Here is a 22,592-nt window from a genome sequence, read left to right as displayed (position 1 = left end):
GGGCGACTGCCATGAGCGTTACCGATACCACCAGCAGCCTGAGCATGAATGACATCCTGGCGAACTCGTCGAAAAAGACCAGTTCGACCACCGGTGGCATTGCTTCGGCCACCAACAGCGCCACCGGCGGCCAGGCATTGGGCAAGGATGCGTTCCTGCAATTGCTGGTCACCCAGCTGAAGAACCAGAACCCGCTTGATCCGCAGGACAACAGCGCCTTCGTTGCGCAGTTGGCGCAGTTCAGCAGCCTCGAGGGCATTACCACCCTCAACAGCACCGTCAGCTCGCTGGCCGGCAACTACAACTCGTCGCAAGCCCTGCAGGCGTCGTCGCTGGTGGGCCGCAACGTGATCGTGCAGACCAACTCGGTTCAGCTCGACGATCCGAGCAAAGGCATGACCGGTTCGGTCACCGTTCCGTCGTCGATTGCCGGCGGCACCGTCAGCATCACCGACAGCAGCGGCGCGGTGGTTCGCACCCTCGATCTGGGCAGCCGCGCCGCAGGCAGCGCGAGCTTCACCTGGGACGGCAAGGACAAGGACGGCAATCTGGTCAAGACCGGTACCTATACCGTCAAGGCCAACGCATCGATCAATGGTACCTCGACCGATATGGCGACCTACCTGCCGGCCACCGTCACCAGCGTGACCATCAGCCAGACCGGTGGCGAGCTGATGCTCAACCTGTCCGGCAAGGGCACCGTCGCCCTGTCCAAAGTACAAACCATTGGTATATAGAGCCGACTAACCGGCACAAAGGAGTGGAATATGTCTTTCAATATCGGCCTTAGCGGTCTCTATGCAGCCAACAAACAACTGGACGTGACCGGTAACAACATCGCCAACGTCGCGACCGCCGGTTTCAAATCGTCCCGTGCAGAATTCGCAGACGTCTACTCGGCGACGCGCCTGGGTACCGGCAGCAAGGTCATCGGTAACGGTGTGCGTCTGGCCAACGTGTCCCAGCAGTTCACTCAAGGTGACATCAACAACACCGGTAACGTGCTGGACATGGGCATCAACGGCTCGGGTTTCTTCACCATGAGCAACAACGGCTCGATCTCCTACACCCGGGCCGGTACGTTCAAAGTCGACGACCAAGGTTATATCACCAACACCGACTACACCTCGCGTCTGCAAGGTTACGGTGTGGATGCCAACGGCAAGGTCATCAACGGCGTACTGACCGACCTGAAGATCGACACCTCGAACCTGGCGCCAAAGTCCACCTCGCTGGTGACATCGACTATCAACCTGAACTCGACCGCTCCAGTGATCGACGATACGGTGGCGGCCGGCAAGTTTGACCCGACCAACCTCGCGACCTACACCAAATCGTTCAGCACGCCGATCTATGACAGCCAGGGCAACATGCACCCGATGGATCAGTATGTGGTCAAGACCGGTGCCAACACCTGGAAAGTCTACACCCTGGTAGACGGACGTAACCCGGATGCTACCGGTAGCGATCCGAAGGTCACCGCGCCGACACCTTCTACCATGACGTTTGACTCCGCTGGCAAGCTGACTCAGGTCAGCACCCTGCCTGGTCCGGTGATCAGCAGCGACTTGAAGCTGACTGGCTGGGTTCCGGGTAACGTGGTCAACGGTACCTTCAAGCCCAACGGTGCCGCCGCGAACCCGGCCGGCATCACCATTTCGATGGCGCAGACTACCCAGTACAACGCCGACACCGCCCGTTCGATTCCGACCCAGGACGGTTACGCTACTGGCCAGATCACCAACCTGACCATCGACGGTACCGGTACCCTGTTTGCCAACTTCAGCAACAACCAGAACAAGGCCATCGGCCAGGTTGCGCTGGCCAGCTTCACTAACGAGCAAGGCTTGCAAGCGATCGGCGGCACCAGCTGGAAGGAAACGTTCGCCTCGGGTATCCCGGGTTATGACGCTCCGGAAACCGGCACACTGGGTTCAATCCAGTCCAACTCGCTGGAAGAGTCCAACGTTAACCTGACCAACGAGCTGGTGGACCTGATCAAGGGCCAGAGCAACTATCAGGCGAACGCCAAGACCATTTCGACTCAGAGCACCATCATGCAGACCATCATTCAGATGACCTGATATCGATGTTTTGTAAAAAGCTGTAAAGGAAAGCCCCTCTTTGAGGGGCTTTCTTGTTTAATGCGCGCGCCGGGGCCAGTCGTCTGCGGCAATCGTATTTGTGCGGGCGTATACATGCGCTTGCTCAGGCAATACTCGGGCGCCAATGAACGGTTTGCCCAACCACAGACAGGGATGTAACGATCACTCCATGGTTTTTTTCTCTCGCTCTCGAATCGTGTTCGGGACGCTGTTCGTTATTGCATTGCTGGTCTGGTTTATGTGGGGGCAGGGCTGGGGCGCCACGCCAAGGAAATATCTGACCACGACCGTCACCGTCGAAGATCTGGAAGAAACGGTATTGGCCAGCGGTACGGTCAAGCCCTTCCAGCAAGTCAGTGTTGGCGCACAGGTCAACGGGCAACTCCAGAGTCTGAAGGCCGGGTTGGGCGATACCGTGCACCAGGGGCAGCTACTGGCCGAGATCGACCCGCTGTTGCCACAGAACGAGCTGCTCAAGTCGCGGGCAGCATTGCTCAGTGTCCGGGCACAATATAAAGCCCGTCAGGCGATGATTCGCCAATACGAACTTGATTTCCGTCGCAAGCAAAGTCTGGTTGCCAGTGAGGCTGGGTCGCGGGCCGATCTGGAAATTGCCGAAGCGCAATTGCAAAGCTCACGCGCCGAACTGGCCTCCCTGGCCGCGCAGATTTCCCAGGCGGAGATAGAAATCAGGATTGCCGAAGTCAACCTTGGCTATACGCGTATCAGTGCACCGATGGACGGAGAAGTCATTGCCGTGGTGACGAAGCAGGGGCAGACCGTCGTTTCCGCGCAGAGTGTCCCGACCTTGCTGATCCTGGCCCGGCTGGACCGGATGACGGTCGAGGCGCGGATATCTGAAGCTGATGTAGTTCGAGTCAGGCCGGGCCAGGCGGTGTCCTTCACTATCCTGGGCGATCCGGATCGGCGCTTTGAAAGTCATATTCGGGCGGTAGAGCCGGCACCAGAGTCCATTGCCCGGCAGGACCCAATGCAGGGTGGCGGTGGCTCCAACGCTGGTGGTGCCGACGCAGCGGTGTATTACAACGCGCTGTTTGACGTGCCCAATGCCGACCGTTCGTTACGCACTTCAATGACGGCGCAGGTCAGCGTGCTGCTCGATTCGGCGCAAAAAGCCACAACGGTGTCGGTGGCCGCGTTGGGCAAACGCATCGCTGATGGCCGCTATGAAGTGCGTCGACTGGTTGATGGTCAGTTGCAGACGGTGCTGGTCAAGACCGGTTTGCGCAATGACCTTAACGTTCAGGTGTTGGACGGTCTCAAGGAGCATGACGAAGTTGTCCTCGGCGAAGAGCCGGAGGCTCAATGAGCAGTGCCAATGATCTTCGCGGCGTGACACCAAAACCCGCGCAAGAGACTCTGCCGGTTACGCAGTTGCTAACCCTTGAGGGCGTGCAGCGCTGGTTCGCCGATGGCGAGGCCAGGACTCATGTGCTGCGCGACGTGAATCTGACCATTGCCGCTGGTGAAATGGTGGCGATTATCGGGCCGTCCGGCTCCGGAAAATCCAGCCTGATGAATATCCTCGGCTGCCTGGATCGTCCCTCTGCCGGTCGCTACTGTATCAACGGTGTCGACATGGCTGGTATGAGCAGCGATGAGCTGGCGACATTGCGTCGTGAGCATTTCGGGTTCATTTTCCAGCGCTTTCATTTGCTGTCGCATTTGAGTGCCGAGGCCAACGTTCAGGTGCCGGCCATTTACGCCGACCAGCCGTTTATCCAGCACCAGCAAAAGGCCAGGGCACTGTTGCAGCGCCTGGGGCTGGGGCAGCGCATGCAGCATCGGCCGGGGCAGCTTTCCGGTGGTCAGCAGCAGCGGGTCAGCATTGCCCGGGCGCTGATCAATGGTGGCGCGGTGATCCTGGCTGACGAACCCACTGGCTCGCTGGATTCACGCAGTGGCGAAGAGGTGATGGCCATCCTGCGGGAACTGCACCGTAGTGGCCATACCATTATTATCGTGACCCATGACTTGCAGGTGGCGCAGCACGCTGACCGGATCATCGAGATTCATGACGGCGAGATCGTCGCGGATCAATTGAATGCCAGCCGAAAAGTGCTGGCGGCGCAGGTCACCGAGGCTGATGAAAGCACGCAAGACCAGAAGCGCGACGCGGCGGCGGTGCATTGGCGTCGCTTCAGCGAGGCTTTCAAGATGGCCTGGGTTTCCCTGCGCAGCCATCGCATGCGGACATTGCTGACGATGCTGGGGATCATCATCGGCATCGCCTCGGTGGTGTCAGTGGTTGCGCTGGGGCAGGGGGCGCAGACTCGAGTCCTGCGCGATATCAGCGCCATGGGCACCAATACCATCGATGTTTATCCCGGCAAGGACTGGGGAGATGAGCAGGCCGCCTCGATCCGGACTTTGCAACCTGTGGATTTGCGGATCATCCAGGGGCAGTCCTGGGTCGACAGCGTCTCGGCGATGGTCAATGGCAGCCGAACGATTCGCTATCGCAATCTGCATGTCAGTGCCACCGTCAATGGTGTCGGCAACGATTACTTCCAGGTGATGGGTGTGCGCATGAGCACGGGTGCGGTGTTCAGTGCCAGCGATGTGGTACGCCGCGGTCAGACCTTGATCATTGACCACAATACTCGACAGCGGCTGTTCAAGGACTGGGAGCAACCGCTGGGCAAAGTGATCCTGGTAGGCGGCCTGCCTTGCACGGTGGTGGGAGTCATGGAAAGTCGCGATGACGGTTTTTCAGGGCCGAGCCTGCAAGTCTATTTGCCTTATACAACGGTGATGGGGCGCTTGTTGGGGCAGAGCCATTTCAATTCGATCAAAGTTCGACTCAAGGACCAGGTGGTCAGCGCTGCAGCAGAGCAAGCGCTGCAAACATTGTTGGTGGCACGTCATGGGCGCGCAGATTTTTTCCTCAGTTCCAGCGACAGCATCCTGAAAATCGTGCAGAAAACCACGGATACCCTGACGCTGCTGATCTCTGCCGTGGCGTTCATTTCACTCTTGGTCGGTGGTATCGGGGTGATGAATATCATGCTGGTATCGGTCACTGAGCGTACCCGGGAGATTGGTATCCGCATGGCCGTCGGCGCTCGACGTGCAGACATCTTGCAGCAATTCCTGATCGAGGCAGTGTTGGTCTGTCTGTTGGGTGGCTTACTGGGCGTCCTGTTGTCGTTGCTGGTCAGCCAGGTGTTTGGCTACTTCGTGCAGATGATCGTCATGGAGTTCACGGCGTTGGCAATGATTTCAGCCTGTTTGTGTTCGCTTCTGGTCGGCGTGTTGTTCGGTTATATCCCGGCGCGCAATGCCGCCCGGCTTGATCCCATTCAGGCGTTGTCCCGAGAATGAAGTGCATGAATGGCAAGTGGACTTGGGCGTTGCTGCTGCCTTTGTGCTTGAGTGGATGTGGCGCTCTGCTGCACAGCGAGTACCGTCAACCCGAGGTGCACGCACCGGCCTTCTGGTTGGGTGACACGGCGCCCGATCGCTCGTTAAGTGCGGGGCAGCGATGGTGGGAAACATTTGGTGATCCGCGTCTGAATGCGTTGGTCGACGACGCCCTGATGCGTAACAACGATCTCGCTGTGGCTGCCCTCAGAGTGCGCCGGGCAGCGCTTCAGGCAGGGCTCACCGGCACCACTGTGACGCCCGATCTGGACGTGGGTACCGGGGCGGATTGGAGCAGGAACCTGCGTCGTGACGGTTCAACCCTGCGCCGGTTCTCCACGACCTCGTCGATGCGTTACGAAATCGACTTGTGGGGGCGGCTGGCGAGTACGCGCGATGCTGCGCAGTGGGCGTTAGTGGCGACTGACTTTGATCGGCGCGCCAGTGCATTGAGCCTGGTCGGCACCACGGCGCGCCTGTATTGGCAAATCGGCCTGTTCAACGAACTGGTCCAGTCAGCCCGGGACAGTATCCGGTACGCCGAACGGACGTTGCAGCTGGTGCAGTCCCAGCGTCTGGCTGGCGCGGCGACTGGGCTCGAAGAGGCACAAGCCGAGCAGGTGCTGGCTACGCAACGTGCGGTACTCAGCGATTATCAGCAGCAACTTGAAGCAGCGCGCAACGCACTGGCGATTGTTTTCGATCAGGCACCCGAGCACCGCTTTACAGAGCTGGAACAACTGCCTTCGGTAACATTGGCGAGTGTCCCGGCAGGCTTGCCCGCCGATCTGGTTGGCCGCCGTCCGGATCTGCAGGCGGCTGAGTGGCGATTGCGTCAGGCATTGTCGAACTATGACGCAACGCGAGCCAGTTTCTATCCCACGTTTACGCTGACGGGCAGTCTGACAACAGGCGGTAGTCGGGAGTTGAGCCAAGTGCTCAATAATCCAGTCGGTCTGTTGGGGGTCGGTATAAACCTGCCGTTTGTGCAGTGGAATGTTCGCAAATATACAGTTGGAATATCCGCCGTTGACTACGAGGCGGCGATCATTGAGTTCCGCCAAGGGCTTTATATCGCGCTATCGGAAGTTGAAAATGCGTTGTCAGCACAAGTGCAGTTTACCCAGCAGGGTGTGCGTCGTGAGCAGGCACTGGCCGCCGCACTGAAAGCAGAAGAGTTGGCGGAGATCCGCTATCGCAGCGGGCAGACGGGTATCAAGGAGTGGCTGGATCTGCAAGAGAGCCGGCGTGCCGCGCAAATTTCGCTGGCACAGAATCGCTTCGAGCGACTACAGGCGCGAATGGGGTTGTATCTGGCACTGGGTGGGGGCTTCGCGCAATAGCTTATTGCGCACACAGACGTTAAAGGATTTGAAGCTTGTCAGTGATTAAGGAAGATTGTGCTGCGTCTCTGAATTGATTTAGTGGGTTTTATTGATGTAGGTCATTGTATTGGTATGCAATTAATCTTGTAGGGTTTTGCTTGTTTGTTATTTTTTTCTTTTCTATTTAATTAATAAATAGCCGGTTCTTTCCAGGTTTTATTTATTGTTTTTAGTTGTTTCGTAACGTAAGGTGCGCGCTCTTTCGTCAAGGCTCTTGATGATTGATTGGGTACTCGCTTGCAGTACTTATATTGCACGCTCTGGTTGAATCGAGAAGATGATGAACGCTAAGCGTTCATTGTGCCGACGGCAACTTGGGATGTTTATTTGAAATGGAGATCGTTATGTCGCTGCGTATGGGTTTTGGTCTGACTTTGGCCGCAAGTTTGCTGCTGGGTGCTGTCGTTGTTCAGGCTGCGCCAGCTTCCTGGTGGCTTTATGAGTCGGCTTCGACTGGCCGCACTATGTGCAGCAATGTTCCGCAGGCCAGCGGCTGGGTTCGTGTTGCCGGTCCTTACAATAACGGCGGCTGCCGCCGGTAAGCACTGACAAGAGGCTCCTTCTTTGAAGGGGCCTTTTTTGTGTCTGCTAAAACCTGTTCGTTAGAGCTTTGGTGTTTTGCAGGCAAAAGAAAACCCCCGACAAACCAGAAGTCTGTCGGGGGTTTCTTTTGCCCGGAGAGTATCAGGCGTCTCGCAACGCCTGATTCAGCTCAGCTTATTGGCAAGCTTCGCAATCCGGCTCGTCGATCGCGCAAGCCTTTGGCACTGGAGCCGGGCCGGCAGGAGCTGCCAGCACCGAATCGTCGCCGTGGTTGCCGCCGCTGGAAACAGCGTTCAGCTTGCCGGTGTTGATGGTCGACTTCTCGGTGCTGGTCGCGGCCAGGGCACGGAGGTAGTAGGTGGTTTTCAGACCACGGTACCAGGCCATGCGGTAGGTCACGTCGAGCTTCTTGCCCGAGGCGCCGGCGATGTACAGGTTCAGCGACTGGGCCTGGTCGATCCACTTCTGACGACGGCTGGCGGCGTCAACGATCCACTTGGTGTCCACTTCGAACGCGGTCGCGTAGAGCTCTTTGAGTTCTTGCGGGATGCGCTCGATCTGCTGAACCGAACCGTCGTAGTACTTCAGGTCGTTGATCATGACCGAGTCCCACAGACCGCGAGCCTTGAGGTCGCGAACCAGGTACGGGTTGATCACGGTGAATTCGCCCGACAGGTTCGATTTCACATACAGGTTCTGGTAGGTCGGTTCGATCGACTGCGAGACGCCGGTGATGTTGGCGATGGTCGCGGTCGGTGCGATGGCCATGATGTTGGAGTTACGAATGCCTTTCTGTACACGGGCGCGAACCGGTGCCCAGTCCAGGGTTTCGTTCAGGTCAACGTCGATGTACTTCTGGCCGCGAGCCTCGATCAGGATCTGTTGCGAATCCAGCGGCAGGATGCCTTTGGACCACAGCGAACCCTGGAACGTCTCGTACGAGCCGCGCTCGTCGGCCAGGTCGCAGGAGGCCTGGATCGCGTAGTAGCTGACCGCTTCCATCGACTTGTCGGCGAACTCGACGGCAGCGTCGGAACCGTAAGGGATGTGCTGCAGGTACAAAGCGTCCTGGAAGCCCATGATGCCCAGACCGACCGGACGGTGCTTGAAGTTGGAGTTCTTCGCTTGCGGCACCGAGTAGTAGTTGATGTCGATCACGTTATCGAGCATGCGTACAGCGGTGTTCACGGTGCGTTGCAGCTTGGCGGTGTCCAGCTTGCCATCCACGATGTGGTTCGGCAGGTTGATCGAGCCCAGGTTGCAAACGGCGATCTCGTCCTTGTTGGTGTTCAAGGTGATCTCGGTGCACAGGTTCGAACTGTGGACCACGCCGACGTGCTGCTGCGGGCTGCGCAGGTTGCACGGGTCCTTGAAGGTCAGCCATGGGTGGCCGGTTTCGAACAGCATGGACAGCATTTTGCGCCACAGGTCTTTGGCCTGGATGGTCTTGAACAGCTTGACCTTGCCCGGGTACTCGGTCAGGGCTTCGTAGTACTCGTAGCGCTCTTCGAAGGCTTTACCGGTCAGGTCGTGCAGGTCCGGCACTTCGGATGGCGAGAACAGGGTCCACTTGCCGTCATCGAAGACGCGCTTCATGAACAGGTCAGGGATCCAGTTGGCAGTGTTCATGTCGTGGGTACGACGACGATCATCACCGGTGTTCTTGCGCAGCTCGATGAACTCTTCGATGTCCATGTGCCAGGTTTCCAGGTAGGCACACACAGCGCCTTTGCGCTTGCCACCCTGGTTAACGGCTACGGCGGTGTCGTTCACCACTTTCAGGAACGGAACCACGCCTTGCGACTTGCCGTTGGTGCCCTTGATGTACGAGCCCAGAGCACGAACAGGAGTCCAGTCGTTGCCCAGGCCACCGGCGAATTTGGACAACATGGCGTTGTCGTGGATCGCGTGGTAGATGCCCGACAGGTCGTCCGGAACGGTGGTCAGGTAGCAGCTCGACAGCTGTGGACGCAGGGTACCGGCGTTGAACAGGGTCGGAGTCGACGCCATGTAGTCGAAGGACGACAGCAGGTTGTAGAACTCGATCGCACGGTCTTCTTTCTGCTTCTCTTCGATCGCCAGGCCCATGGCCACACGCATGAAGAAGATCTGCGGCAGTTCGAAACGCACGCCATCCTTGTGGATGAAGTAACGGTCGTACAGGGTCTGCAGGCCCAGGTAGGTGAATTGCTGATCGCGCTCGTGGTTGATCGCCTTGCCCAGTTTTTCCAGGTCGAAGGAGGCCAGCACAGGGTTCAGCAGTTCGAACTCGATACCTTTGGCGATGTAAGCCGGTAGCGCTTTGGCGTACAGGTCGGCCATCTCGTGGTGCGTGGCGCTTTCGGCCACACCCAGGAAGCCCAGGCCTTCGGCACGCAGGGTGTCCATCAGCAGGCGGGCGGTTACGAACGAGTAGTTCGGCTCACGCTCGACCAGGGTACGCGCGGTCATCACCAGGGCGGTGTTGACGTCGTTCAGGGCCACGCCGTCGTACAGGTTTTTCAGGGTTTCGCGCTGGATCAGCTCGCCGTCGACTTCAGCCAGGCCTTCGCAGGCTTCGGTGACGATGGTGTTCAGGCGGCCCATGTCCAGCGGCGCAAGGCTACCGTCGGCGCGGGTGATGCGGATCGAAGGATGCGCCTGTACCGGCTCTTCGGTGGTGGTGCGGGTGGCGCGTTCTTTCGAACGGGCGTCACGGTAGATCACGTAGTCGCGAGCGACCTTCTGCTCACCGGCACGCATCAGGGCCAGTTCGACCTGGTCCTGGATTTCTTCGATGTGGATGGTGCCGCCCGAAGGCATGCGACGCTTGAAAGTCGCGGTGACTTGTTCGGTCAGGCGGGCAACGGTGTCGTGGATTCGCGACGAAGCGGCAGCGGTGCCGCCTTCAACTGCGAGAAACGCTTTGGTGATAGCGACGGTGATCTTGTCATCGGTGTAAGGAACGACAGTGCCATTACGCTTGATCACGCGCAGTTGACCAGGCGCGGTGGCGGCCAGATCCGAATTCGAATCGGCGGCCTGCGGCAAGGTGCCCTGCGGGTTCTCGCGAGTTGTGTCGGTTTGCATGGGGGGTGATCTCCACATTCTCTATGTTTGTTTGAGCACCATCATGGTGCTCACCGTTCTGGTCCGAAGCACTACAACCGACGGGCGTCGGGCATAACAACTTCGGACCAGTAGGAAAAAGGCTAATGACGCCGCATCCTTGCCGAAGTTTTTGGCTGCGAGCCAGGGCTCGAGCCGGATTCCTTCCAGGGTGACAGTACTGACTGCAACACCCGTACCGTTCCGGTCGTTTCCAACCTGAAAAACGGCGCCATCCGCAAGTGCGGTTTGGGCTTTGAAAAACTTGCTTGGTTCAACCGGAAACTGGCAATAAAGCGCTTGAGTTTCAGGTCCGAAATGTGGTTGGGCGTTTGAGTGGAAAACCCTATATGTAGGGTCTCTCCTTGCGCCGTGCTACAAGATAATGCGTTTCGAGGGGGCTTGCAACGTACTAGCTGTGGATAAACCTGTGCGTAAATTGTGTAAGAAACCAGGAATTCCCGTGTAGGCCGCGAACCTGCTGAGCTAGACCGTTTGTCACTGTTTTTCAGTCGGGAAAAACGCTTCAGCGGATTTTTAAGGGCGCGAACCCTACCACAAAAAACCGCCTTGTCCGAACGCATTTGGTGACTTGTGTTCTGGCTGTACGCCGTTTATACAATCGAGCGGTGTTTACCCATTCTTATCCTCCCCAAAGATGACAAAAAGACCGGAGGATCCGAATCTGCGGGCGACCGCACACCTGTGTAGGCGCTGCCGAAGGCTGCGATCTTTTGATTTTAGAAAGCAAGGTCAAACGATCGCAGCCTGCGGCAGCTCCTGCAGGGGGCAATGCGTTCCTGCCTTATTAATAAAACAGCAAGCAGAGGTCACTGGTGGAGCAAGAAGCCTGGCAGGTATTGATAGTCGAGGACGACCAGCGTCTGGCCGAACTCACCCGCGAATACCTGCAAGTCAATGGATTGCGCGTGGAGATCGAAGGCAACGGCGCGCTGGCGGCGGCGCGGATCATCAAGGAGCAGCCGGACCTGGTGATCCTCGACCTGATGCTGCCCGGTGAAGACGGCCTGAGCATCTGCCGTAAGGTGCGTGACCGTTACGACGGGCCGATCCTGATGCTCACCGCACGCACCGACGATGCCGACCAGATTCAGGGCCTCGACCTCGGTGCCGACGATTACGTGTGCAAGCCGGTGCGGCCACGGCTGTTGCTGGCGCGGATCCAGGCGTTGCTGCGACGCAGTGACACAGCCGAGCCGATCGCGGAAAAAAGCCGTCGCCTGCAATTCGGTCCGCTGGTGGTGGACAACGCCTTGCGCGAAGCCTGGCTCAGCGACAGCGGCATCGAACTGACCAGCGCCGAGTTCGATCTGCTCTGGCTGCTGGTGTCGAATGCCGGGCGGATCCTCTCCCGCGAAGAGATCTTCACCGCGCTGCGCGGTATCGGCTACGACGGCCAGGACCGTTCGATCGATGTACGCATCTCGCGCATCCGCCCGAAAATCGGCGACGACCCCGATCACCCGCGCCTGATCAAGACCATCCGCAGCAAAGGCTATTTGTTCGTCCCCGAAGCCTGCGTGGATCTGGCGCTGTGAACTCGATCTTCCTGCGCATCTACGGCGGTATGTGCGCAGCGCTGATTCTGGTCGCGGTGCTTGGCGTGCTGGCGTTGCACCTGCTCAATCAGGTGCGCAGCGAGCAGTACCGCGAGCGCCTGGCCCACGGCACGTTTTCGCTGATGGCCGACAACCTGCAACCGATGAACGAGACCGAGCGCCATCGGGCGCTGCTGGTGTGGGAGCGGTTGCTGGGGATTCCGCTGGCCTTGAAGAGGTTTTCCGAAACCGGTCTGGATCTGTCCCAGCGCACTCGGGTGCAGCGCGGTCAGGCGTTGGTGGAGCAGACCGGCCCGCACGCAGCGCGGGTTTACAAGATGGTCAGCGATAAAGAACAACTGGTGCTCACCGGCGACGTGCAGCAGATCAGCGAGCAATTGGCGCGGGCGACTATTTACCTGTTGGCCGATGAACTGGTGCGTTTCCCGGTCGGCGAGCAGCCCAAGCGACTGGCGCAGTTAAAGGAAGAGAAGGGCTTCGGCTTTGATTTGCGGCTGGTCACGGTGAACGAGGCCGACATGGACGAAGACCAGAGCCGTCGCGTGTCCGAAGGCGATACGGTCATGGCGCTGGGCAAGGGCGGTGATTCGATCCGGGTGTTCGCCGGCATGGTCGGCACGCCGTGGGTGCTGGAGATCGGCCCGCTGTATCAAATGAATCCGTATCCGCCGCAATGGCTGGTGCTGATCGCCGCTCTCGGCTTGAGCCTGATCGGTCTGATTGTTTATCTGCTGGTGCGTCAGCTTGAGCGGCGCTTGCGTGGACTGGAAGCGGCGGCCACGCGTATTGCCAAGGGCAGCCTGGAAACCCGTGTGCCGGCCCGCGGCGCTGATTCGGTCGGGCGTCTGGCGGCGGCGTTCAACGGCATGGCCGAGCACTTGCAGCAGTTACTGGCCATCCAGCGCGAACTGGTGCGTGCGGTGTCCCATGAACTGCGCACGCCAGTGGCGCGCCTGCGTTTCGGGCTGGAGATGATCGGCTCGGCCACCACCCCGCAGGCTTTGGAAAAGTACCGCGAGGGCATGGACCATGACATCGAGGACCTCGATAAGCTGGTGGATGAAATGCTCACCTACGCGCGGCTGGAGCAGGGCTCGCCAGCGCTGACCTTTCAACGCATCGATCTTGATGCGCTGGTCAATCAGGTGATCGAGGAACTGGCGCCGTTGCGCGCCGAGGTCACGGTGCAGCGCGGGTTGTGCCTGTCAGCGGCGGACAACGACGGCGCTTGGGTCGAGGCCGAGCCGCGCTTTCTGCACCGCGCGTTGCAAAACCTGGTGAGCAACGCGATGCGCCACGCGCGTTCGAAGGTGACGGTGAGCTATCAGGTCGGGCAATTGCGCTGTCGGGTCGACGTCGAGGATGACGGGCCGGGCGTGCCGGAGTCGGCATGGGAGCGCATCTTCACGCCGTTCCTGCGCCTGGATGACAGCCGCACCCGGGCGTCGGGCGGACATGGGCTGGGCCTGTCGATTGTGCGAAGGATCATCCACTGGCATGACGGTCGGGCATTGATCAACAAGAGCAAAAGTCTGGGTGGGGCATGCTTCAGTCTGAGCTGGCCGAGGAATCAGGAGCGGCGCTGATAGCAAGGGTAACCGGGCTGGCCCGATCGCGAGCAGGCTCACTCCTACACTTGGAATGCGTTCCCTTGTAGGAGTGAGCCTGCTCGCGATAGGGCCGGTGCCGACACCGCAAACCTTCAGGCAGGAATACTGACCAGACTCAACAACTGCCCATCCAGCACCCCAAATTGCGCGTCCAGCTCAGTGCCATGGCGCCATTCAGCAGACAGATCGGTCAGCAGCCGCAGCCGCACCTGACCTTGCTCCGTCCACTCCAGCACTTCGGCGTGCTCGAAGTAAAAGCGCTTTTGCACGATCGGATACAGCGCCTTGAACAGGCTCTCTTTCACCGAAAAGGTCAGCGTCACGCACAGGCCCAGTTGCTCCGGCGAGCCGGCGGCCATGCGCTGCAATTCCGCTGGCGTCAGGATTTCTCCGGCCAGGCGTTCGGCGCGGTCGCTGTCGAGCAGGTTTTCCAGGTCCATGCCCAAGCCGCGCCAGTGCCGTTTATTGGCGACGATCGCCGCCGCGCGCCCGGTGCTGTGGGTGATCGAGCCGCAGATATGCGGCGGCCACACCGGGGCGCGGTCTTCACCAATCGCCGGGATCACGCTTGAGCCTTCGAGCTGCTGCAACGCGGCGCGGGCACAGATCCGCCCGGCGAGAAACTCTGTCTGACGCTTGGCAACAGAACGCTGAATGCTCGGCGGCGGCTCGATGGCGCTGCGCTGGAAGTCATCGCCCAGCAGTTGCCCGGGGTCGAAACGGGTGCTCAGCAGGACGCTGTCGGCCAACACGTTCGGCAACGGCCAGTGGGCGTCGAGCGGGGTGCAACAGGCGGGGAGGATCGGGCTGGAATTCATGGCGGGCATTTTGCCGGTTGAAGCCACGACTGGGTAGAGGCTGCGTACTTTTGTGGCGAGGGAGCTTGCTCCCGCTGGGGGGGCAAAGCCGCCCAAAAAACTGTGGACGAGGTCTGTCAGGTAAACCGCATCGGCAGGTTTTTGCGACGGCTTCGCCGCCGAGCGGGAGCAAGCTCCCTCGCCACAGGGGCAATGTCAGCCAAAGATTTTCTGGAAGAACGCTTTCATGTCCGCCCACGATTTTTCATCGGCTGCCTTGTTGTAGCCGATATCCGGGCCACCGTGCTCACCGTGGCTCAAACGATCGGCATCCGGGTTGGTAAAGCCGTGCTTGGCGCCATCGAGGCTGACGAATGTGTAGTCGGCGCCGGCCTTGTCCATTTCCGCCTTGAACGCGGTGACGTTGTCGGCGGTGACCATGCTGTCCAGCGCACCGTGCTCGACAAGAACTTTCGCCTTCACACTGCCGGGCGTGGCCGGAGTGGTGGTCGCCAGTGCGCCGTGGAAGCTCACCACACCCGCCAGCGGTTCGCCTTGACGCGCGGCGTTGAGCACTACGCCACCGCCGAAGCAATAGCCGATGGCGGCGATTTTATTCACGTCGGTCTGCGGCTGTTGCTTCAGCAGATTGAGCCCGGCCTCGAAACGCTTGCTGGAGGCGGCGGCATCCTGGGTCGCGGCCTGCATGAACGCCATCGCATCTTTCGGGTGCTCGGTGTTCTTGCCTTCGCCGTACATGTCGATCGCCAGCGCGCTGTAACCCAGTTCGGCGAGGTCGCGGGCGCGGCGCTTGGCGTAATCGTTCAGGCCCCACCATTCATGCACCACCACCACGCCCGGGCGCTTGCCCTTGATTGCGTCGTCGTAGGCGTAATAGCCGATCAGCCTGGTGCCGTCGGCGCTCTGGTAGGGAATCTCCTGAGTCTTGATCGCGGCGTTGGCCAGGCTGCTGGCAGCGAGCAGGGCGAGGGCGAGTAACAGGCGCATGGTCGGTCTCCTTATCGAAAGTGGTCAGGACAGCCTAGTCGATTTGATTCAGTGCAGGTTCACCGAGTGTTCAGGGCAGGTACAGGGGCGGCTTGCTAACCTTGCACCCTATCGAACAGCAATGAGAAAGTTGTCGCCTGTGCCGTCGCCTTCGCGAGCAGACTCGCCCTCACAAGTATGCTGTTGACGTTGGAGCTTTTTGATTTGCCCGGGAGAGCGTTATGAAACTGTTGGTCGTCGAAGATGAAGCGCTGTTGCGCCATCACTTGCAAACCCGCCTCACGGAGAGTGGTCATGTGGTCGAGTCCGTGGCCAATGCCGAAGAGGCGCTGTACCAGACCGGACAGTTCAACTTCGATCTGGCGGTGATCGACCTCGGTCTGCCGGGCATGGGCGGCCTGGACCTGATCCGCCAGTTGCGTTCCAGCGGCAAGACGTTTCCGATCCTGATCCTCACCGCGCGCGGCAACTGGCAAGACAAGGTCGAAGGCCTCGCTGCCGGTGCAGACGACTACGTGGTCAAGCCGTTCCAGTTCGAAGAACTCGAGGCACGACTCAATGCCTTGCTGCGCCGCTCCAGCGGGTTCACCCAGTCGACCATCGTCGCCGGGCCGTTGCTGCTGGACCTCAATCGCAAGCAGGCGTCGCTGGATGCAGAACCGCTGGCGCTGACCGCCTACGAATACCGCATCCTCGAATACCTGATGCGCCACCATCAGCAAGTGGTGCCCAAGGATCGCCTGATGGAACAGCTCTATCCGGACGACGACGAGCGCGATCCGAACGTGATCGAGGTGCTGGTCGGCCGCCTGCGTCGCAAGCTTGAAAGTCCGGGCGGGTTCAAACCGATCGAAACCGTGCGCGGTCTCGGCTACCTGTTCAATGAGCGCTGCACTTGATTCGTTCTCTTCGCGTTCGTTTGATGCTCGCCGCCACCACGTTGGCGGTGTTGTTCATGCTCGGCTTGTTGCCGGCCATGCAAGGCGCGTTCAGCCTGGCATTGCAGGACTCGATCGAGCAGCGCCTGGCCTCGGATGTGACCACGCTGATCTCGGCGGCACGTATCGAGAACGGTCGCCTGGAGATGCCGGCGCAGTTGCCTGACGAGCGATTCAACCTTACCGACGGGCGTCTGCTGGGCTACATCTATGACCGCGAGGGGCATCTGGTCTGGCGCTCCAAGGGCACGGAAGAAGGGCAGATCAACTACAAGCCGCGTTACGACGGCATGGGCAATGAGTTCGCGCGGATTCGTCAGGCCAGCGGTCAGGAATTTTTTGTCTACGACGTAGAAGTCAAGTTGCTCGGGGGCAAGAGTGCGGCGTTCAGCTTTGTGACCCTGCAACCGGTGCACGAGTACGAATCGACGCTCGAAGGCCTGCGCGACAACCTTTATCTGGGCTTTGGTGCTGCACTGTTTGTCTTGCTTGCGCTGTTGTGGATTGGCCTGACCTGGAGTTTGAAAGCCTTGCGCCGGTTGAGTCAGGAACTCGACGAAATCGAAAGCGGCACCCGCGAAAGCCTCAGCGAACAGCACCCGCGCGAACTGCTGCGGCTGACCGGCTCGCTCAACCGTCTGCTGCACAGCGAACGCCAGCAGCGCAGCCGCTACCGCGACTCCCTCGATGACCTGGCGCACAGCCTGAAAACCCCGCTGGCGGTGTTACAAGGCGTCAGTGAGGACATGGCCCAGCGCCCGGAAGATCGCGATCAGGCCTGGGTGCTGCAAACCCAGATCGAACGCATGAGCCAGCAGATCAGCTATCAACTGCAGCGGGCCAGTCTGCGCAAAAGCGGCCTGGTGCGCCACCAGGTGCGTCTGCAACCGGTGCTCAAAAGCCTGTGCGACACCCTCGACAAGGTCTACCGCGACAAACACGTGCGGGTGGCCTTCGATCTGCCGGAGCATTGCTACGTGCCGATCGAGCAGGGTGCATTGCTGGAGATGATGGGCAACCTGCTGGAAAACGCCTATCGCCTGTGCCTGGGCGAAGTGCGTATCAGCGTGCGCCAGACCCTGGACGGTATCGAATTGTGCGTCGAGGACGACGGCCCCGGTGTGCCGCCGAATCAGCGCGCGCGGATTCTCGAGCGTGGCGAACGTCTGGATCGTCAGCACCCGGGGCAGGGCATCGGGCTGGCGGTGGTCAAGGACATCATTGAAAGCTACAACGCCAAACTGATGCTCGGCGATTCGCCGATGGGCGGGGCGGCGTTCAGGATTCAGTTTCCGGCGGTTTAGTCGCATGTCTTGCCGGCACCTTCGCCAGCAAGCTCGCTCCCACATTGGATCGGCGGCGTTCACAGCCCCCCTGTGGGAGCGAGCCTGCTCGCGAAGACGCCAGTCGGTTCACCGCGGCACTCACTGCTCCTGCGCCCGATAAGCCCCCGGCGTCAGCCCCGTCCACTTCTTGAACGCCCGGTGAAACGCCGACGGTTCGGAAAACCCCAGCTGCTCGGCGATCTGTTGCAACGACAGATCCGCCCGGCCCAGGTGGTAAATGGCGATATCCCGCCGCAACTGATCCTTCAATTCCTGAAAACTGGTGCCTTCCTCGCGTAAATGCCGACGCAGGGTTTGCGGGCTGATGTGCAGGTGCGCGGCCACCGCTTCCAGGTCCGGCCAGTGCGCGCTGTCGCGGCTGAGCAAACGGCGCAGGCGGCTGCTGAGGCTGTCGCCGTCGTCGGGGCGTGACAGCAGGTCGGCGGGGGAGCGTTCAAGGAAATGCTTGAGGGTGCGTTCGTCCTGTAGCAGCGGCATCGACAGATAGCGGCTGTGAAACAGCAGGCTGCTTTGCTCGGCGGAAAACACCAGCGGGCAGGGGAACAGCAAGTCGTACTCGGCGCCGTGCGGCGGTTTCGCATAGCTGAACGTGGCCTGCTCCAGACGAATCCGCTGGCCGATCAGCCAGCTGCCGAGGCGATGCCAGATCACCAGCAGGCTTTCGCTGAGAAAGTGATCCGGGTCCCATAACTGCGAATCATCGAGGCTCAGGCGCACCCATTCGTCTTCGCGCTGCAGGCTCAGGCGCGGGGCCGCGGGGAATAGGCTATAAAACAATAAACCGCGTTGCAGTGCCTTCTCCAGGTTGCGGCAGTGAATCAGGGCGTGGCACATCATCGCGAAACTGCCGGGTTTGCTCGGTGCGTTGCCAAAGCCCAGGTATTCGTCATCCAGGGCCAGCCACAGGCTCTGCAGCAGTTGGGTGAATTGCTCTGGGGCGATGCGCGCCCGCGGCTCATCCAGCAGCTCCGGGCTGATGCCCAGCTGTTGCAGCAGCGGCAGATAATCGAACCCCGAGCGGCGTGCGCCACCGAGGGCGGCACGGGCGAAATGACTGGCGATGGTACGTTCGCGCATAAGCGGCAGATCCTTCCTCAGGCGCCGGATGTTAGCCGCGGGCATCATCGCCAACAAGGCGGATTTCCGCCAAATTGTAGGACGAGATCCGGCGAGTTGGCGGAAATCCGCCACACTTGAGTCACCAAACAGTGACACAGAACAGGCTGCAAGTCCTGATATCAAAAGGCTTGCAGCGAATTGCACCAAAGTGGCACGGCGTTTGCGATAAGAGCGACAGAAGTGTGCGTCTATCCCGTGGGAAAAGCGCCGCTCGAACAACAAATCCCTCCAGTGCAGGAGGGTTCGCAATTCAGGTTCTGCGCTTAACAGATGGATGTTGCCCGCGGGACGCTTGAGGAAACTTGCAATGACGACTCGTCAGCCACTGTACAAATCCCTGTATTTCCAGGTGATCGTCGCGATCATCATCGGTATTGCCCTTGGTCACTACTACCCGCAATTCGGTGTGGCGGTTAAGCCACTGGGTGACGGGTTCATCAAGCTGATCAAAATGATCATCGCCCCGATCATCTTCTGCACCGTGGTCAGCGGTATTGCTGGCATGCAAAGCATGAAGTCGGTCGGCAAGACCGGTGGTTACGCGCTCCTGTACTTCGAAATCGTTTCGACCATCGCCCTGTTGGTCGGCCTGATCGTGGTCAACATCGTGCAGCCGGGCAATGGCATGCACATCGACGTCAGCACCCTGGACGCCTCGAAAGTCGCGACCTACGTGCAACAAGGCGCTGACCAGAGCGTTGTCGGCTTCCTGCTCAACGTGATCCCGACCACCATCGTCGGCGCGTTCGCCACTGGCGATATCCTGCAAGTGCTGATGTTCTCGGTGATCTTCGGTTTCGCCCTGCATCGCCTGGGTGACTACGGCCGTCCGATCCTCGACTTCATCGATCGCTTCGCCCACGTGATGTTCAACATCATCAACATGATCATGAAGCTCGCGCCAATCGGTGCCTTCGGTGCGATGGCCTTTACCATCGGTGCCTACGGTGTCGGCTCGCTGGTGCAGCTGGGTCAACTGATGATCTGCTTCTACGTCACTTGCCTGCTGTTCATCCTGATCGTGCTGGGCGGTATTGCCCGCGCTCATGGCTTCAGTGTGCTGAAGATGATCCGCTACATCCGTGAAGAGCTGCTGATCGTGCTGGGTACTTCCTCCTCGGAATCGGTACTGCCACGCATGCTGATCAAGATGGAGCGTCTGGGCGCGAAGAAATCGGTAGTGGGTCTGGTGATCCCGACCGGTTACTCGTTCAACCTCGACGGTACTGCGATCTACCTGACCATGGCTGCCGTGTTCATTGCTCAGGCCACCGACACGCACATGGACATCACCCATCAGATCACCCTGCTGGTGGTGTTGCTGCTGTCCTCCAAAGGCGCCGCCGGTGTGACCGGTTCGGGCTTCATCGTGCTGGCGGCCACTCTGTCGGCAGTAGGTCACCTGCCGGTGGCCGGTCTGGCGCTGATCCTCGGTATCGACCGCTTCATGTCCGAAGCTCGCGCCCTGACCAACCTGGTCGGCAACGCCGTAGCGACCATCGTGGTTGCCAAGTGGGTGAAAGAGCTGGACACCGACGTGCTGCAGTCCGAGCTGGCCTCGGGCGGTCGCGGTATCGCGGACACCCGTCCTGAAGACGACCTGGGTGTGGCTGAAGGCCCAACGCCTACCAGCGTCAAGTAAGCTGTATTTGGCAATACCTTGTGGCGAGGGAGCTTGCTCCCGCTGGACTGCGTAGCAGGCCCCTCTTTGAAGAGCGGGGCCGCTTCGCGCCCCAGCGGGAGCAAGCTCCCTCGGCACACAGGCACTGAAGAACCTGCCTCGGCAGGTTTTTTATTGCCTGCGATTTGAGCATTACGGTCACAACTGCTGACACATAAGGTGATTGCCGTACGCGGCAGCGCTGCCTAGGCTGGGTACATCGCCCAAGGAGATCGCCTATGTCCGCACCGCTGGCCTCACTGAAGATCCTCGATTTCTCGACATTGCTGCCAGGTCCGTTCGCCTCGCTGCTGCTGGCGGACATGGGCGCTGAAGTGCTGCGCATCGAATCGCCGACGCGCATGGATCTGCTGCGAGTGCTGCCGCCCCACGATCAAGGGGTGTCAACCAGTCATGCGTACCTGAACCGCAACAAGCGCAGTCTGGCGCTGGATCTCAAACAACCTGAAGCGCTGGAGGTGGTCAAGCAATTGCTGGCTGATTACGACATCGTCCTGGAGCAGTTCCGTCCCGGCGTGATGGAGCGTCTGGGCCTGGGTTACGAGGCGCTGAAGGCGATCAACCCGAAGCTGATTTACGTGTCGATCACCGGTTACGGCCAGACCGGGCCGTACAAGGATCGCGCCGGGCATGACATCAACTACCTCGCATTGGCCGGGCTTGCCAGCTACACCGGCCGCGCCGACAGCGGTCCGTTGCCACTGGGCATGCAGGTAGCGGATGTGGCGGGCGGGTCGTTGCACGGGGTGATCGGCCTGCTGGCGGCGGTGATTGCCCGTCAGCAGACCGGGCAGGGCACCCATCTGGACGTGAGCATGACCGATTGCGCGTTCAGCCTGAACGCCATGGCCGGGGCCGGGTATCTGGCCTGTGGCGAGGAGCCGGCGTGGGAAGACCAGATGCTCAACGGCGGTAGCTTTTACGATTACTACCGCTCGCGCGACGGGCGCTGGATGTCGGTAGGCAGTCTCGAGCCTGGGTTCATGCAGCAATTGTGCACGGCGCTGGGTCGCCCGGAGTTGGCGGCGCAAGGCTTGTCGCCCAAGCCTGAGCAGCAGCGGGCGTTGAAATACGCGCTGACGGTCGAGTTCGAAAAACATGACTTTGCCGAGCTGTGCGAGATGTTTGCCGGGATCGATGCGTGTGTCGAGCCAGTGTTGAGTCTGGGGGAGGCGGTGCGCCATCCACAGTTACAGGCGCGGGAAGTGGTGACCCAGGTGCCGCGCGGGGATGGCACGACCCAGGCGCAAATGGCGTGTCCGTTGAAATTTTCCGAGGCGTTGCCGGCGCCACGGCATGTTGGCGCGGGGTTGGGGCAGCATACGGATCAAGTGTTGGGGGAGTTGGGCTTCAGTGCTGAGCGGATTGCTGAATTGCGGGCCTTAAAGGTAGTTGCGTAGCTCGTTCCCACGCGGAGCATGGGAACGATCAGGGAGTCACTCGACCCGCATCTCACCACTGAACACCAAGGTGTTGCGGCATCTGCGGCACAAATAGCGCCGTCCCTGACGCACCAGGCTGTGCCGTTGCGCCGAGAACGGAAAATCACTGTCGGCGCACGGGCATTTGTAGATGTAGCGCGTCACGCTGCGGCGTTTCACGGCGTAGGTGTGGCAACGGTCCGGCGGCAGTTCATAGACCCCGCGCATGATCAGTTGCCACTCCTCGCCGTGCGGCTGGATGCGGTCGCCGAACAGTTGATGGGCGATCAGGTGCGCGACTTCGTGGGCTACGGTCTGCTTGAGGAAGTGTTCGGTGTTTTCCCGGTACAACTGCGGGTTGAAGCGCAGCAGGTTCTCGTGCAGATGCGCGACACCGGCTTTCTGCCCGCGCAGCTTGAGGCTGACGACGGGGCGTTGGAAATGACGTTTGAAAAAGGCTTCAGCGAGTTGGTAACAGTCTTCGACGCGGGTATTGAGTTGCTCGGGCATGCTTGATGGATCTCCAGAGGCGTCGAGTATGCCGCAACCTCCCGGACTTGCGAATCGCCGACCTGCCGAATGGTCATC

At 60.0% G+C, this 22,592-nt stretch carries 17 protein-coding genes; 12 read left to right on the top strand and 5 right to left on the bottom strand.

From position 1 onward, the window contains the following. Positions 1–11: 11 nt before the first annotated feature. The 6 genes from flgD (at position 12) to J5M57_RS24655 (ending at position 7,416) form a co-directional block, all read left to right on the top strand. Positions 12–737 carry a flagellar hook assembly protein FlgD gene (flgD, locus tag J5M57_RS24680; protein WP_207848037.1) on the top strand — a complete coding sequence of 242 codons (726 nt, stop codon included), beginning with the start codon at positions 12–14 and terminating at the stop codon, positions 735–737. Between the two features lie 30 nt (positions 738–767). Beyond that, entirely contained in the window at positions 768–2,084 is a 1,317-nt protein-coding gene (gene flgE / locus J5M57_RS24675; RefSeq protein ID WP_169842142.1) for a flagellar hook protein FlgE, read from the top strand. A gap of 145 nt (positions 2,085–2,229) precedes the next feature. Then, positions 2,230–3,435 carry an efflux RND transporter periplasmic adaptor subunit gene (locus J5M57_RS24670; protein WP_207872017.1) on the top strand — a complete coding sequence of 402 codons (1,206 nt, stop codon included), beginning with the start codon at positions 2,230–2,232 and terminating at the stop codon, positions 3,433–3,435. Then, entirely contained in the window at positions 3,432–5,450 is a 2,019-nt protein-coding gene (locus tag J5M57_RS24665) for a MacB family efflux pump subunit (protein ID WP_207848039.1), read from the top strand. The genes J5M57_RS24670 and J5M57_RS24665 overlap by 4 nt, the downstream gene beginning before the upstream one ends. Positions 5,451–5,455: 5 nt before the next feature. Further along, on the top strand, positions 5,456–6,832 hold the full coding sequence (locus tag J5M57_RS24660) for an efflux transporter outer membrane subunit (RefSeq protein ID WP_207848040.1): 1,377 nt from the start codon (positions 5,456–5,458) through the stop codon (positions 6,830–6,832). A 386-nt stretch (positions 6,833–7,218) separates the two neighbouring features. Beyond that, positions 7,219–7,416, top strand: a complete 198-nt coding sequence (locus J5M57_RS24655; protein WP_243435104.1) for a hypothetical protein — start codon at positions 7,219–7,221, stop codon at positions 7,414–7,416. A 175-nt stretch (positions 7,417–7,591) separates the two neighbouring features. Here J5M57_RS24655 and J5M57_RS24650 read toward each other — a convergent pair whose 3' ends face one another. After that, entirely contained in the window at positions 7,592–10,486 is a 2,895-nt protein-coding gene (locus J5M57_RS24650) for a ribonucleoside-diphosphate reductase subunit alpha (protein WP_064588757.1), read from the bottom strand. An 854-nt stretch (positions 10,487–11,340) separates the two neighbouring features. On the opposite strand from J5M57_RS24650, the gene J5M57_RS24645 reads away from it, so the two are divergent. Further along, positions 11,341–12,063 carry a response regulator gene (locus tag J5M57_RS24645; RefSeq protein WP_207848041.1) on the top strand — a complete coding sequence of 241 codons (723 nt, stop codon included), beginning with the start codon at positions 11,341–11,343 and terminating at the stop codon, positions 12,061–12,063. Then, positions 12,060–13,670 carry an ATP-binding protein gene (locus J5M57_RS24640; RefSeq protein WP_064588755.1) on the top strand — a complete coding sequence of 537 codons (1,611 nt, stop codon included), beginning with the start codon at positions 12,060–12,062 and terminating at the stop codon, positions 13,668–13,670. Before J5M57_RS24645 ends, J5M57_RS24640 begins: the two co-directional genes overlap by 4 nt. 116 nt (positions 13,671–13,786) lie before the next feature. On the opposite strand, the gene J5M57_RS24635 is transcribed toward J5M57_RS24640, so the two are convergent. After that, entirely contained in the window at positions 13,787–14,512 is a 726-nt protein-coding gene (locus tag J5M57_RS24635) for a 4'-phosphopantetheinyl transferase (RefSeq protein ID WP_207848042.1), read from the bottom strand. Positions 14,513–14,707: 195 nt separating this feature from the next. After that, positions 14,708–15,499, bottom strand: a complete 792-nt coding sequence (locus tag J5M57_RS24630; RefSeq protein WP_207848043.1) for a dienelactone hydrolase family protein — start codon at positions 15,497–15,499, stop codon at positions 14,708–14,710. Positions 15,500–15,720: 221 nt separating this feature from the next. On the opposite strand from J5M57_RS24630, the gene J5M57_RS24625 reads away from it, so the two are divergent. Beyond that, positions 15,721–16,398 (top strand): response regulator transcription factor, encoded by a 678-nt coding sequence (locus tag J5M57_RS24625; RefSeq protein ID WP_064588752.1) that lies wholly within the window; start codon positions 15,721–15,723, stop codon positions 16,396–16,398. Next, on the top strand, positions 16,395–17,741 hold the full coding sequence (locus tag J5M57_RS24620; protein ID WP_064588751.1) for an ATP-binding protein: 1,347 nt from the start codon (positions 16,395–16,397) through the stop codon (positions 17,739–17,741). Before J5M57_RS24625 ends, J5M57_RS24620 begins: the two co-directional genes overlap by 4 nt. Before the next feature lie 120 nt (positions 17,742–17,861). On the opposite strand, the gene J5M57_RS24615 is transcribed toward J5M57_RS24620, so the two are convergent. Then, positions 17,862–18,860 carry an AraC family transcriptional regulator gene (locus tag J5M57_RS24615; RefSeq protein ID WP_064588750.1) on the bottom strand — a complete coding sequence of 333 codons (999 nt, stop codon included), beginning with the start codon at positions 18,858–18,860 and terminating at the stop codon, positions 17,862–17,864. Positions 18,861–19,209: 349 nt separating this feature from the next. On the opposite strand from J5M57_RS24615, the gene J5M57_RS24610 reads away from it, so the two are divergent. Both J5M57_RS24610 and J5M57_RS24605 read left to right on the top strand, forming a co-directional pair. Then, positions 19,210–20,544: a dicarboxylate/amino acid:cation symporter gene (locus J5M57_RS24610; protein ID WP_169842135.1), complete on the top strand. Its 1,335-nt coding sequence runs from the start codon at positions 19,210–19,212 to the stop codon at positions 20,542–20,544. A 257-nt stretch (positions 20,545–20,801) separates the two neighbouring features. Next, the gene (locus J5M57_RS24605) at positions 20,802–21,983 is read left to right on the top strand and encodes a CaiB/BaiF CoA-transferase family protein (protein ID WP_207848044.1); all 1,182 of its coding nucleotides are present in this window, start codon (positions 20,802–20,804) and stop codon (positions 21,981–21,983) included. 36 nt (positions 21,984–22,019) lie between these two features. Here the strand turns inward: J5M57_RS24605 and J5M57_RS24600 are convergent, their stop codons facing one another. Then, entirely contained in the window at positions 22,020–22,514 is a 495-nt protein-coding gene (locus J5M57_RS24600) for a SprT family zinc-dependent metalloprotease (RefSeq protein WP_041067555.1), read from the bottom strand. Between the last annotated feature and the right edge of the window lie 78 nt (positions 22,515–22,592).

This window comes from Pseudomonas sp. 86_A, from assembly GCF_017491705.1.
GTDB lineage: Bacteria > Pseudomonadota > Gammaproteobacteria > Pseudomonadales > Pseudomonadaceae > Aquipseudomonas > Aquipseudomonas koreensis.
The sequence above is the reverse complement of the archived record's forward strand: the minus strand, read 5'-3'. Positions and strand labels throughout refer to the sequence as shown.